13 protein-coding genes are annotated in these 12,647 nt (G+C 43.5%); 6 read left to right on the forward strand and 7 right to left on the reverse strand.

What is annotated here, in order from left to right:
• Nucleotides 1–9 precede the first annotated feature (9 nt).
• Nucleotides 10–1,443 carry a tetratricopeptide repeat protein gene (locus tag HMPREF9145_RS01885; RefSeq protein WP_021824557.1) on the forward strand — a complete coding sequence of 478 codons (1,434 nt, stop codon included), beginning with the start codon at nucleotides 10–12 and terminating at the stop codon, nucleotides 1,441–1,443.
• A gap of 235 nt (nucleotides 1,444–1,678) precedes the next feature.
• Here HMPREF9145_RS01885 and HMPREF9145_RS13355 read toward each other — a convergent pair whose 3' ends face one another.
• On the reverse strand, nucleotides 1,679–2,008 hold the full coding sequence (locus tag HMPREF9145_RS13355; RefSeq protein ID WP_155945253.1) for a hypothetical protein: 330 nt from the start codon (nucleotides 2,006–2,008) through the stop codon (nucleotides 1,679–1,681).
• A gap of 620 nt (nucleotides 2,009–2,628) precedes the next feature.
• Here HMPREF9145_RS13355 and HMPREF9145_RS01900 point away from each other — a divergent pair.
• Nucleotides 2,629–3,858, forward strand: coding sequence for a site-specific integrase (locus HMPREF9145_RS01900; RefSeq protein ID WP_021824556.1), 1,230 nt, complete (start codon nucleotides 2,629–2,631; stop codon nucleotides 3,856–3,858).
• A 4-nt stretch (nucleotides 3,859–3,862) separates the two neighbouring features.
• Complete coding sequence (locus HMPREF9145_RS01905; RefSeq protein ID WP_021824573.1) at nucleotides 3,863–5,041, forward strand: site-specific integrase; 1,179 nt, start codon at nucleotides 3,863–3,865, stop codon at nucleotides 5,039–5,041.
• Nucleotides 5,042–5,092: 51 nt separating this feature from the next.
• Here the strand turns inward: HMPREF9145_RS01905 and HMPREF9145_RS01910 are convergent, their stop codons facing one another.
• The 6 genes from HMPREF9145_RS01910 to HMPREF9145_RS12625 form a co-directional block, all read right to left on the reverse strand.
• Nucleotides 5,093–5,560, reverse strand: coding sequence for a hypothetical protein (locus tag HMPREF9145_RS01910; RefSeq protein ID WP_021824672.1), 468 nt, complete (start codon nucleotides 5,558–5,560; stop codon nucleotides 5,093–5,095).
• Nucleotides 5,561–5,591: 31 nt separating this feature from the next.
• Nucleotides 5,592–5,993: a polyketide cyclase / dehydrase and lipid transport gene (locus tag HMPREF9145_RS01915; RefSeq protein ID WP_021824569.1), complete on the reverse strand. Its 402-nt coding sequence runs from the start codon at nucleotides 5,991–5,993 to the stop codon at nucleotides 5,592–5,594.
• Nucleotides 5,994–6,020: 27 nt separating this feature from the next.
• A complete protein-coding gene (locus tag HMPREF9145_RS01920) occupies nucleotides 6,021–6,614 on the reverse strand; it encodes a type 1 glutamine amidotransferase family protein (RefSeq protein ID WP_021824517.1) in 594 nt (197 codons plus the stop codon).
• A gap of 13 nt (nucleotides 6,615–6,627) precedes the next feature.
• The gene (locus tag HMPREF9145_RS01925; protein ID WP_021824765.1) at nucleotides 6,628–7,242 is read right to left on the reverse strand and encodes a DNA alkylation repair protein; all 615 of its coding nucleotides are present in this window, start codon (nucleotides 7,240–7,242) and stop codon (nucleotides 6,628–6,630) included.
• A 241-nt stretch (nucleotides 7,243–7,483) separates the two neighbouring features.
• On the reverse strand, nucleotides 7,484–7,771 hold the full coding sequence (locus HMPREF9145_RS01930; protein WP_021824720.1) for a helix-turn-helix domain-containing protein: 288 nt from the start codon (nucleotides 7,769–7,771) through the stop codon (nucleotides 7,484–7,486).
• Nucleotides 7,772–7,779: 8 nt separating this feature from the next.
• Nucleotides 7,780–8,055 carry a helix-turn-helix domain-containing protein gene (locus tag HMPREF9145_RS12625; RefSeq protein WP_021824785.1) on the reverse strand — a complete coding sequence of 92 codons (276 nt, stop codon included), beginning with the start codon at nucleotides 8,053–8,055 and terminating at the stop codon, nucleotides 7,780–7,782.
• A 444-nt stretch (nucleotides 8,056–8,499) separates the two neighbouring features.
• Between HMPREF9145_RS12625 and HMPREF9145_RS01940 the strand changes: the two genes are divergently transcribed.
• The 3 genes from HMPREF9145_RS01940 to mobV all read left to right on the forward strand — a co-directional run bounded on the left by HMPREF9145_RS01940 (nucleotide 8,500) and on the right by mobV (nucleotide 12,550).
• Entirely contained in the window at nucleotides 8,500–9,693 is a 1,194-nt protein-coding gene (locus HMPREF9145_RS01940) for a VapE domain-containing protein (protein ID WP_021824727.1), read from the forward strand.
• Nucleotides 9,694–10,039: 346 nt separating this feature from the next.
• Nucleotides 10,040–10,972: a toprim domain-containing protein gene (locus tag HMPREF9145_RS01945; protein ID WP_021824777.1), complete on the forward strand. Its 933-nt coding sequence runs from the start codon at nucleotides 10,040–10,042 to the stop codon at nucleotides 10,970–10,972.
• A 321-nt stretch (nucleotides 10,973–11,293) separates the two neighbouring features.
• The gene (mobV, locus tag HMPREF9145_RS01950; protein WP_021824548.1) at nucleotides 11,294–12,550 is read left to right on the forward strand and encodes a MobV family relaxase; all 1,257 of its coding nucleotides are present in this window, start codon (nucleotides 11,294–11,296) and stop codon (nucleotides 12,548–12,550) included.
• Nucleotides 12,551–12,647 lie beyond the last annotated feature (97 nt).

Consider the following 12,647-nt stretch of genomic DNA (forward strand, 5'->3'; position numbering starts at 1 on the left):
AAGAAGAATATGAAAAAGATGAAATATGTAGTAGCAGGATTGCTGATGTTGGGCTTGTCTGTTCCCGCTATGGCGCAAAATGCCAACTATAATGAGATGCTGAAGCCAATAGCACAATCACTCAAAGCAACTCTTAATATGGATGCAAAGGCATTAAAGAACCTGATTAAAGACTACCAGAAAGACTTTAAGAAGGATCCAAAAGCACTTGTCGCCTTAGGAGAGACACTTTTGATGAATAAGCAGTATGACGAGGCTACTAATATTGCTAATAATGTTATTTCCAAATACAAAGATTGCGGTAATGCATATATCCTTTTAGGTGATATTGCTGCAATGAAAGATGATGGTGGAAATGCTGCTATGTGGTATGAACAGAGTATGTCTATGGACCCTAAAAATCCTCAAGGTTACATGCGTTATTCTAACATCTACAGAAAGCGTAGCCCTGAAGAAAGTGAGCGTGCACTTAACCTGTTGAAGCAGAATTGTCCTGACTTCCCCATCGAAGCAGAAGCAGGTAATAATTTCTATATGGCAGGAAACTATGCTAAGGCATACGAATATTTTTCAAAGTCTAATAAAGAAAAACTTGATGAATATTATCTCGTAGGCTATGCCGTTTCTTCTTATATGGCAAATAAAAAAGATGAGAGTCTTGATATTTCTAAATTTGGAATCCAGAAGTTCCCGAAAGACATCACTTTCGAGCGTGTGGCACTTTGGAGCGCAACAGATCTTCAAAAGTTTGATGAGGCAATCAATTATGCAAAGATTATTATATCTACAGATTCTGTAGAAAAGAGTGCACGCGATTATATCTATTATGGTCTTGCACTGAAGGGTAATAAGCAGTATACTGAAGCTATTGAGCAATATCAAAAGGCTTTTGAATTAAAGAAAGATGATTATAAGCCTTATCAATATATGGCTGATACCTATGCTGAAATGGGACAGGAAGATAAAGCATTAGAGTGTAACGAGATTTATATGTCTCATAACCAAAATGCTACTCCATCAGATTATGCTAAACTTGCCAACATCTATGTACAGATGGCTGAAAAGGGTGGTGCAAAGAAGCAAGCAAACCTCGATAAAGCATATGGTATCTATACTCAAATGGCAGAGAAATGGCCAACTATTGCAGCATGGGTATACAATATGGCTGGTATGCAATCCTCTAAGGCTGGTCAGGACGAAAAGGGAGCTGAATTTTTCCAGAAGGCTGTAGATTTATTGGCTAACAAAACGGATCGTCAAGATGATGAAACTTCTACATTGAAATCAGCCCTTGCTAATCTTGGTTATTATTATTGGGTAACGAAAAGCGATCTTGAATCTGCAAAACCATATTATGAGCAGTTGATTAAACTTGATCCCAATGATAAGAATGCACGTGCAGCATTAGGTCTTGATTCAACAGAAGCAGCTCCACAGCAATAAGAAGTAGAGTTATATTAATATATTTATAAGTGGGCAGGAATGTATTTCCTGCTCGCTTTTTATTTTTATAAAAGGGTAGGTTTTGGATTTACTTTCTAATTTTATTCTATCAAACGATTTTTTGTGTGTAGAACAAAATATGTGGAAAAAATCGTTGAAACTATCCCTATGGATGCTCCTTGATAGTTGTAAATCCAAAACCCTGATAAATTCTTATTCCATATCTTTGCAACAACTAAACCCAAACCATTTGGGAAATGACTTTCGCCATGCGCGGAAACACCAAACCATTTGGGAAATGACTTTCGCCGAGCGCGGAAATGCCAAACCTTTCGGGAAATGACTTTCGCCAAGCGCGGAAATGCCAAACCATTCGGGAAACGACTTTCGCCAGCCGCGGAAATGCCAAACCATTCGGGAAATGACTTTCGCCGAGCGCGGAAATGCCAAACCTTTCGGGAAATGATTTTCGCCGAGCGCGGAAATGCCAAACCTTTCGGGAAACGACTTTCGCCATGCGCGGAAACTCCAAACCTTTTAAAAGTGATTTGCGGGAGGCCCGCAAGCGCAAAATCTTTTAAAAAGTGATTTGCGGGAGGCCCGCAAGCATCAAAACCTTTAAAAAGTGATTTGCGGGAGGCCCGTAAGCATCAAAATTTTTAAAAAGTGATTTGCGGGAGCCCCGCAAGCATCAAAACCTTTAAAAAGTGATTTGCGGGAGGCCCGCAAGCAACAAAACCTTTAGAAAGTTATTTGTGGGAGGCCATATAGGCGCGCAAGAAACGATTGAAACTGCAATAGAAATACCCTTGTGGATATTCTTACACCAAAAAGATAAACTCAAAAACAAAATAAAACAGGACCACTTTAAATGATTCTATAGGGCAAATGCAAGAAAAAGGTTGAATTATGTAGATTGATGGTAAGTGATTGAGAATGTGTGAGAAACACGGATTTATGCCGTGAATTGCTTTGAGGATGAAAGTGCAGAAAATGCGGATTTGTGCAAAAGATACGTTACCAAATCGTTAATCAAATGTGAAAGGACGTAGACAGGTAACAGGAAGCAGTTAGCACAATAGTAAGGATTTCTACTGATATGGTGTTTATACACTGAATCACAATGTTTTGCATAGCTGAAAACGCTTCAAAAACGGGTAACTTTGCCCACAAAAACAGAAGCGTATGCAAAAAGGGAAAATGAAGGTGTTGCTCTACCTCAAAAAGAGCGGTATGGATAAGTCGGGGCAAGCTCCGATAATGGGAAGAATAACATATAACCGCACAATGGCTCAGTTCAGCAGTAAGCTATCGTGTAATCCCAAGTTGTGGAATGTGCGTGAGAGTAGACTGAACGGAAAGAGTCGTGAAGCAGTGGCAACTAATGCGAAGTTGGAACAGTTGCTCCTCTCTGTACAACGAGCATACCAAACGCTTTGCGAGCGAGGTATAGAGTTCTCGGCAAAAGATATCAAGGAGCAATTTCAAGGCTCAATGCAGAACCGTACTACGTTCTTACAACGCTACGACCAAATGGTGGAAGACAAAAAGCAATTAGTTGGTGTGGAGATTACGGCACGTTGGCACTCGGTCTATTACATGTTCCGAAAGCATCTGCAAGTCTTTATTTTAGAGCGATACCATACCGCTGACATCACCTTTGGGCAACTAACCGAGGATTTCTTGGACGGCTTGCATCAATACAGCGTGGGAAAACACGGTCATTCACAGAGTTATTACCGCAAGATGGCTTTGGCGGTCAAGAAAGTATGCCGTTTGGCTTTTCGCGAGGGTATCATAGACCGTCCTCTCTTTGACCTTGTCAAGATAGACAGAGGAGAGAGTAAATTGCCCAGAGCTTTGGCCAGGGCTTCTTTGGACAAGATAAGGCAAGTCCGATTAGAAGAGGAGGAAACAGAACTGACACTTGCCCGTAACCTTTTCCTGTTCACCTGCTACGCAGGCACAGCCTTTTGCGACATGATGAATCTGCGCAAGGAACATCTTGTGCAGGATGATGCAGGGGCTATGTGGCTTAAATTCAGAAGACAAAAGACTAATACCCTTTGTCGGGTAAAACTTCTGCCCCAAGCCGTTACTCTGCTTGATACATACCATTCGGATGAACGGGACACGCTTTTACCGACTATCAGTTACGAGACCTATCGTTTCTTCCTGAAAGCTCTGCAACTAAGAGCAGGGATTGCCATTCCCTTGACCGCGCATGTAGGACGGCATACCTTTGCTACATTGATAACCTTAGAGAATGGAGTGCCGATTGAAACGGTGAGTAAAATGCTTGGTCATAGCAAAATTGAGACCACCGAGTGTTATGCCCATGTAACACCGAAAAAAGTATTTGAGGAATTTAATCGCTTTCTCTCTTTCACAGAAGATTTAATCCTTAGCCTTTGAGATTATGCGCAGTACATTCAACATTTTATTCTACATCAATCGCAGTAAACTGAAAGCAGATGGTACAACAGCAATCCTTTGCCGCATTACGATAGACGGCTCAAAAGTCGTGATGTCCACAGGAGAAAACACATCGCCCGGCGATTGGAGTGTAAAGCGACAAGAAACCAACAACAAGCAGCAGAACCAACGCTTGCATTCGTTTCGTGAGAAGATTGAGCAGGGATATAATACGTTGCTCCTGCAATTCGGCGCAGTGAGTGCCGAGTTGCTTAAAAACCATCTACAAGGTGTCGGGGCAAATCCAACCACATTGCTTGCTCTTAGTCGAGAGGAACTGTCAATCGTTCAATCCACAAGAGCTTCAGGTACTTACCAAAGTTGCCGTAGCTATCACAGGCAGTTGGAAAGCTTTGTGGAAAGTAAAGGCGTAGAGGATATTCCTCTATCAACTCTCACAATGGAGTTTTTCAATGATTATCGCATCCATTTCAAGCGAAAAGGCTATGCCTTATCCTCAACGAAACAAAACCTTTTTTGGCTAAGTCGATTAATGTATAGGGCTGTGAGCCAGCATACCATTCGTTATAATCCTTTTGCGGATGCCAAGTATGAGCGAGTGGAGCGAAAGATTCGCTGTTTGAGTAAGACGGATATAGCCCGTCTGTTGGCTATGCCCTTGCAAAATGAACAGGCGGAATTTGTGCGGAGGATATTTCTTTTCTCCGTATTCACAGGTCTGGCTTTTGCTGATGTTAGCAAGTTGCGGTACTGTGATATTCAGACGAACAATGCCGGAATACGCTATATCCGTCAGTACAGAAAAAAGACAGGTGTAGAGAGCATCACGCCCCTGCACCCGATTGCCGAGCAGATACTTTCGCTTTACCCACTGAAAGACAAGAAAGAGGATACCCCCATCTTTGCAACCTCGATGAGTAGAATACAGATAGGTATGCACCTCAAGGCTATTGGTCTGTCTTGTGGTATTCGACAGTCTCTTTCCTTTCATGTAGCCCGCCATTCTTTCGGTGCGCTGACATTGGAGGCAGGCATACCGATTGAGAGTATTGCCAAGATGATGGGGCATGCCTCCATTGCGAGTACACAAATCTACGCTCAAATCACCGATAGTAAGATTTCAAGGGATATGGACAGGCTGATACAACAAAAGAGAGGATAAGGCTAAACAAAAAGGACTTGCTCCGTTTTGTGGAGTAAGTTCTTACTATAACTAATATTGTGTGATGTCACCATTGAAGGCGTGTACTTTTTCCCACAATGGTCCTTTTGCTCCCATTGTGAATGCGATATTGCTACTTCGGATAGCCAATAATTTAGAATGAACTTGTAAACTTAATTCTCTCATCAGATCAGGGGGGAGGCTGATAACTCCTTCTTTTCCTATTGGTAACCAAGTATAACCTCTCCCTTTATAGGTTATCAGTTTGCCCATTGGTAGTGTCTGTTCCCTTAGTTGGGGGCAATCTGTCAATATATGACACAGTTTTGAAGAAGAAAGAAGTGGATAGGTCATTATACAGAAGCCTCCCGTCGCTTTGCTTCCTGTAATCAGAATGATGTTTTCAACATCAGCAAGAGCATATTCATGGATAGCTTGCTTCGGTATCTGAATTGTCAAATCTTCCCGAATATGAGAGATACCGAAGATAAACTTTCCTCCTTTAGATATTTGTGGCATAGCTTTTCTATTTTGGTATAAAATACTGGTATTACACGCATTTTAATTTCCTCCTTAAATCTCTGACATACTTGGCTTGCTGATATTTCAAATAAATCTTCACAAACGGAATCATAAACCATTTCTTAGGCTCAATGTGTTCTGTAAAGTCAATCGTAGCATTCTCTTCATTGCCACAGAAAACACCGACCCAATGTCCTTTCATATTGTCATTCTCCATGTCAAACTCCCAAAGACAAAAATGTTCTTGTCCTGTTACCGTGAAAGTTGTCTTATATCCATTCTTCGTTATTTCTACAAATTGCGTGTCTGATATGACCTCTATCTTTTCAACATCACTTCTCCACGAATAGTCTGTTAGCGATGTTACAACTTGCCAAACGCTCTGTAAATTGCACGGGAACGTGGCTTTTATGTTTGATATTACGATCATAAAGTTTAGTGTTTCTGGAAAATACAACTATCTCACGAACCCTTTTTTGTAGAAATCATACCACAGGTTAATCTGTTCGGGACTGTTGGCTTTCAGCAACAGAAGCATCTCACGAGTGAATTCTAAATGTCCTACACCGTTTGCCGTAACGATATTCTTATCACTGACAGCTTGCGCTTCCACATAGTTTTCTGCGTTAGTGTAACCAGTACCGCCCCATTTTTTGAGTTGGTCAAGACCGTTGCCTGTATGTTTTACGTTGTTCAGGAAGCCGTGCGAACATAGGAATGAAGCACCATTGCATATTGCCCCAATAAATTTACCATTATCCCAAGCCTCTTGCACCAGTGGGACGACAAGTTCCGCTTCGGGGGAATCCCAACGGTTACCACCGATAAGCACCAAAGCGGCATAATCTTTCGGCATATTCTCGAAAGAATAATCGGGTAAAGTCCTGAAACCTCCGATGGAACAGACGGATTCCGATGTCGGGGCAACGGTATGCACTTCGTACTTCACTTCACTGTCCGGTATAACACCCACATGAAGAGCTGTAGAGAGAAAAGCTCCCTCCCAATCGGTATATTCATTCAATAGGATAAATAATACTTTCTGTTTCATTGATGTATCTTTTTTACTTTAATAACTTCGCTGCAAGTTTGTAGGTAAACATAATCCGAGGATTAGATAAATCCCATCGCTCCACTTCTTGCCGTATCAATTCTGTGTGCTTCTTACTTATATCCCTTAAAACGTTTCCTACGGATTTCCTTAGATATTCGCTTTCGTGTGACTTATGTTTTGCGATTAGAGCAATAGCCACCGATGGATTTTCTTTGAAGAACGAGCGACTTGTCCAAATCCTCAACCCCTCCGTTACGGCGCGGATAACATTGGGATTGTTATCATTCAGCCACTCTTCAATGATAGGTAAGGACGCTTCATATCCTCTGGATTTGCAAACTTCATCAAAAGCCTTTGCAAGCATTTCCTGTACACGCCAATTTTCATCAGTGCTTACTTGTTCTTTCAGAAAATGAAGTGCATCATCATCTTCTATTGCCAATTTACCCAAGACTGTTGTTGCCAACATTCGTGCTTGATAGGCTTCGTGCTTAAACAATTCAATAGCAAATTCAAAACACTGTTCCTTTGAGTATGTCGAAAGGATTTCATCAGTCCCATCAAGGATGTGCTGAAAGCCATGTTCAATTTGCAGAATTCGATTAAGTATATTACTTATTTCCATTATTTTCTGACACTACTTCGCTATTTTAAACCATTCTCTTACTTGACTCTGATCATTGTGTCGTCCATTTTGTTGCTATAAGTTTAATAACGCAAATATACTCAATCTATTGCGAAAATGCCGAGTAATCAGCAAAAAAATACCGAGCGAGTGCAATATTGCTCGGTATCTTTTGGGCGATCATTCGGCAAGCTCTTTCTGTATGGCTGCCAAGCGGCAAGAAAACACCTCTTACAAATATTTATCTCCGATAATTCTCTTGCAAAATTCGTTGCAGGTCTGACAATCGGTAAAGAATCTTTCCAGCAATCTGCGTATATGGGAAAATACCTTTGTCCCGATAGTCCTGTAAGGTACGGGGAGAGAGGAACAACCTTTCGCAGACCTCTCTTCCTGTGAGATAGAGTTCTCCCTCGAATAGGGGGCGGTGTGTCTGTGCTGTTGCCCGCACACGCTTTGTGAGGTTTCTGATGCCCGAGATGAGCTGCTTCATTTCGGGCGTTTCTTTGCTGATGGTTTCATATTCCATAGTTCGTTTTATTTATGAGGGTCAGACTTGGCGAGGAGTTTCTCAACATCCTCACGTTTGTAATAGCATTTATGCCCGATTTGAATGAAGGGCAGCACGGAGGTATCCCGATAGTGCTGGAGTGTTCGCTTACTGATATTCAATATTCGGCAAACATCCCCATTGTGCAGGAGGTCGGGCAGTTCGGCAGGTGGGGCGAAATGCTCGTTAAAGCAGTCGGTCAGCTCCACGATGCTCTCTTTCAGTTCCTCCCAAGCGGAGGTGTCAATAGCTGTAAATCTCATTTTTCGTTGTTGTTTTATTTGCGTTATTATTGATTTCTGACGCAAAAGTAAGCAGTGGATTTCGATTCCCGAAGAGGTAGGGAAAAGCAGGGAAGAAGTGGGAAACGGCAGGAAGTCCGCACACCATACATCCATGTTTTTCCCTTTTCAAATTCTCCTGCATCGCCCGAAAAGACATTTGTCCCTTTCGGATAGTGCGAAACCTTGCGAAAGGTTGCAGACCGCACAGTTTTCTTTCGTGCAATCCGCATACTTCTTTTACCTGTTTCTCTTTGTTTTTGTGATAAAAGAGGCTTTCCCATAGTGCAGTAGCAGAGAAAAGTGATGTACTCTGATGCAAGAACACCGCCACATTTGGCTCTGCGAAAAAGGCTACCTAACTTGGCTTTGGCATTCGAAAACGTGCCAAATATCAAAAACAAGTAACAGAAAGCAATCCGCACAATGAAAAGAGAAAACAAAGATAACACTTCAAGGAATACCCAAATAGAAGAATTCCTTTCGGCTCGGTACGATTTTCGGTACAACACCGTGCTAAACCGAGCGGAGTATCGTCCACGAGGAACGGGCGATTACACAGCCATAGACCGCTACCGCATCAACACGCTCAGACGGGCATTGGACAAGGAAGCCGGCGTGCAGACTTCGCCCGAGAACCTGTACAGCATCATCGAAAGCGATTTCTCCCCACGCATCAATCCTGTACAGGATTATTTCCACAGCTTACCGATAATGGAAGAAGCCAAGAAAGGAGCGATTACCGCACTTGCAGACTGCGTGAGCGTAGCCAATCCTGAGAAATGGAAGGAATACCTTACCAAGTGGCTAGTAGCAGTGTTCGCCAATGCGATGGATGACAGGCAGTGCCGTAACCACACCTGCCTTGTACTGACAGGTGAGCAAGGGAAATTCAAAACCACATTTCTTGACCTGCTCTGCCCACCTGCACTGTCAGACTATCAATATACAGGAAAGATATATCCACAGGAAAAGGACGTATTGAGCCTCATCGGGCAGAACCTCATCATCAATATCGATGACCAGCTCAAAGCCCTAAACAAACGAGACGAGAATGAACTGAAGAACCTGATTACCTGTCCACAGGTGAAGTACCGTATGCCTTATGAGAAACACATCGAAGAACGACCGCACTTGGCAAGTTTCGTAGCATCGGTCAATGGCAACGACTTCCTCACCGACCCGACAGGGAGCAGACGCTTCCTCCCCTTTGAGGTGCTTGCAATAGATATAGACCGAGCCAAGACAATCCCAATGGATGCCGTGTATGGCGAAGCCAAAGCATTGCTGAAAGACGGATTTCGCTATTGGTTCAATGATGAGGAAATTGCCGAACTGCACCGAAACAGCGAGGCTTTCCAAGTCTATACGGCAGAAATGGAACTGTTGCTCCGCCATTTCACCTTTCCCACAGAAGCGGAGAAAGCCACCAAGCGTTTCTATATGACCAATTCGGAAATAGTGGGTTATCTCTCTGTCTATACCAGACAGCAACTCTCACCCAAACGGATGGGTGAAGCCCTGCGAAAGGTAGGATATGCGAGAGAATGCCGCAGGGTAAATGGCAATCCCGTATATGTGTATGCCGTCCGCAAGATTTTCCCCGATCAGCCACCATAGCATTCAGTTGTTACCTATCTCCCTTTGTTATACTCCCCTCTCTTTTCTTTCCTATTCTCCTTACTACATTACTACAAACAAGGATAATACAGTGAAAGAAAAAGGATTGCAAAGGGTATTCATCTTGCGACACAGCTTACTACCATCTTTCTACGTTTCTACGAGAGAGAATAAATAAGAAAAGGTGTAGAAAGATAAAACCGAAAGAAGTGTTACACTTTTCTCTTTCATTGTCAATTACTTATCCGAGTGTCGAAAGGTAGTAAGATAAAAAGGGGAAATTCCAAAAATAGAAAACAGAGCGAACAATAAAATATCGAACAATCAAAATTCAACGATAGCAACTATGAACAACGAATATTACAACTTACAAAACATCAAGAATATACCCATAGCGGATTATCTTCATGCCTATGGCATGCAGCCCGTCAAGAAATACGGCAGTTATGCCCTTTACAACGCACCTTATCGGGAAGACCATAATGCCAGTATGAAAGTGGATTTTGCACGCAACCTCTGGTACGATTTCGGTTTGGGCAAAGGCGGTAGTATCATAGACCTTGTGATGTTGTTACAAGGGTGCGATGCTCACGAAGCAATGACCCATTTGGCTGGGAACGCCCTTCCCTTTCACCCGGCAACTCCTCCAAAGGGAAAAGCTACAGCACAGTCCCCGAGTGCAAGGCGCATTCTCGGTATCAGTGAGGAATTGCCTCCACACTTGCAACACTATTTGCAGGAGGAACGCAAGATTGACCTCTCACTTGCCAAACCCTACCTGCGTTCCGTATGCTACGAGGTAGGAGGAAAAACTTACACCGCCATAGGATTTGCCAACCGTGCAGGAGGGTATGAACTTCGGGACGACAAGACATTTAAGGGAACTATCGCACCAAAGGATATTTCTGTGATTGCAGGAGGAACGAACAACACCTCTCACTGTATCTTTGAGGGCTTTATGGACTTCCTTTCCTATCTCACTATGAAAGGAAAAGAAATAGCCCCTTGCCTTGTGCTGAACTCCGTAAGCAATATCCATAGAGCCGTTGCATATCTCCGTGAACATCGTATTGCCTACGTCCGTGCTTTTCTTGACAACGATGAAGCAGGATGGCAAGCCATGCAAATTCTTCATTCGGTAAGAATGAACGTAGAGGATATGAGCCGACATTATGGCGGATATAAAGACCTTAACGAGTACCACGTTTCTCGCCAGAAAGTGATGGAACAGAAACAGAAGAAACCTCAATCGATTGTCAAACAAGGATTTCGCAGATAAGGCAAAAGAGTGCAATCAAAACCAAATATTAATCGGATATCCTTAGAGAACAAAAACGGACAGATGGCTTTGTTTCGAGAGTGATGGCAGTTTTCCCAACTGTAAGTTTCTCCAAAAGAAACTTAGAAACAAAGCCACTGCGCATTCAGAGAATGCAAGCACCACAAAGGCGAGCTTCGGGCAGGGCGGAGCGGCATTTAGCAGAAATGCCATAGCTCATTAGGGCATTTTCTTCACGCTCCACTCCGTTACCGCTGAAAAAGCCCTCCTGAGCCAAGGGACTCCGCCCCTTTGGATACCCCTAAAAGCAACTTTCAACTTATGGGCTACGCTGTATTACACATAGACAAGGCTCGTGGCAACGACTCAGCAATGACCGCCCACATCGAGCGTACATTCGTGCCGAACAACGTCGATGCCACCCGCACGCACCTCAACCGTGAGCTGGTGCAATTCCCTACAAATGTCACCAACCGCACGGAAGCCATAGAACACCGCATTGCCACGGCAAACATTTATCGGAAGGTGGCAGACAATCAAGTCAAGGCTTTGCGATTTATTCTTTCAGGCTCGCACGAGGATATGCTCCGACTTGAAAGCGAAGGGCGTTTGGGTGAGTGGTGCGACAGCACAATGCAGTGGCTTTACTCCACCTTTGGAAAGGAAAATGTGGTGGCAGCCACACTACACGCAGACGAAGAAACACCGCATATCCATGCAACGGTAGTACCCATCGTACAAGGAGAAAGACGGAAAGCCAAGACGGAAGCCGAGAATGGCAAACGGAAGTACAAGACAAAGAAAGACAAGGTACGGCTCTGTGCCGATGACATGCTTACCCCGAAGAAATTGGAAGAGTACCAAACCACATACGCAGAGCAGATGAAGTCTTTCGGGCTGGAGAGAGGGTTGTACGGCTCTGAAGCCAAGCATCGCTCCAATATGGAGTATTACAAGGAACTACTCAAAGAGACTAAACAGAAACAAGTCGAAGAAGCCGAACTTATCGAAAAGATAAGGGAATTGGAAAATCAGGCAGGTAAACTTCGGGTAAAGGGTACGCTCTACTCGCTCTTTGGCAATACGGAACTTGACAAGGCGGAGAAGCGTATCGGAGAGTTGGAAAAGGATATGGAGAATCAGAAGTTCCTTTCAGAAAAGGAAAAAGCTGAAATCCGCAAGGAGGTTATTCTCCTGCAGGATACCGTTGCAGCTAAAGACAAGACCATAGCTGAACAGCAAAAGGAAATCAAGACGTATGAGGAGGAACGGAGTTTTATCAAGCGTTTCTTCCACAGCTTCTACCTCTTGCTTAATATTCGTCTACTGCTCCGCAAGATGGACATCGATGACGACACCTTTGTCAGAATGCACCAAAAGCAAGTTGCGGTACGTAGTACAGCTGATGTGTATTCGGGAATGTACAAGCGTACTTTCACCGAGGAGAATGCCGAACTCCGTATCACGACCAATGAGAAGCGTCAACCAACCCTTATCATCAATGGTCTGTCCGTCCCCGACTGGTGTGAGCAGAAGTGGCAACAACTCATTCACCGCAATCGCTCACAACGGCTGTAATCGCTCTTTCTTTCATCGACAAAGAAGAAAAACGCGAAAGAATGCTCACTTTTCCACCCAAAATATTACCTTTGCAACTGAAACAGTGAGCGTTCTT

Source organism: Segatella salivae F0493 (genome assembly GCF_000477535.1).
GTDB classification, from domain to species: domain Bacteria; phylum Bacteroidota; class Bacteroidia; order Bacteroidales; family Bacteroidaceae; genus Prevotella; species Prevotella salivae.

Excerpts from the sequence above, each read along its gene's own strand:
- HMPREF9145_RS01945 (WP_021824777.1), top strand. The coding sequence starts at position 10,040 with ATGAACAACGAATATTACAACTTACAAAACATCAAGAATATACCCATA.
- HMPREF9145_RS01885 (WP_021824557.1), top strand. The coding sequence starts at position 10 with ATGAAAAAGATGAAATATGTAGTAGCAGGATTGCTGATGTTGGGCTTG.
- HMPREF9145_RS01900 (WP_021824556.1), top strand. The coding sequence starts at position 2,629 with ATGCAAAAAGGGAAAATGAAGGTGTTGCTCTACCTCAAAAAGAGCGGT.
- HMPREF9145_RS01910 (WP_021824672.1), bottom strand. The coding sequence starts at position 5,560 with ATGCCACAAATATCTAAAGGAGGAAAGTTTATCTTCGGTATCTCTCAT.
- HMPREF9145_RS01915 (WP_021824569.1), bottom strand. The coding sequence starts at position 5,993 with ATGATCGTAATATCAAACATAAAAGCCACGTTCCCGTGCAATTTACAG.
- HMPREF9145_RS01940 (WP_021824727.1), top strand. The coding sequence starts at position 8,500 with ATGAAAAGAGAAAACAAAGATAACACTTCAAGGAATACCCAAATAGAA.
- HMPREF9145_RS01930 (WP_021824720.1), bottom strand. The coding sequence starts at position 7,771 with ATGGAATATGAAACCATCAGCAAAGAAACGCCCGAAATGAAGCAGCTC.
- mobV (WP_021824548.1), top strand. The coding sequence starts at position 11,294 with ATGGGCTACGCTGTATTACACATAGACAAGGCTCGTGGCAACGACTCA.
- HMPREF9145_RS12625 (WP_021824785.1), bottom strand. The coding sequence starts at position 8,055 with ATGAGATTTACAGCTATTGACACCTCCGCTTGGGAGGAACTGAAAGAG.
- HMPREF9145_RS01920 (WP_021824517.1), bottom strand. The coding sequence starts at position 6,614 with ATGAAACAGAAAGTATTATTTATCCTATTGAATGAATATACCGATTGG.
- HMPREF9145_RS01925 (WP_021824765.1), bottom strand. The coding sequence starts at position 7,242 with ATGGAAATAAGTAATATACTTAATCGAATTCTGCAAATTGAACATGGC.
- HMPREF9145_RS01905 (WP_021824573.1), top strand. The coding sequence starts at position 3,863 with ATGCGCAGTACATTCAACATTTTATTCTACATCAATCGCAGTAAACTG.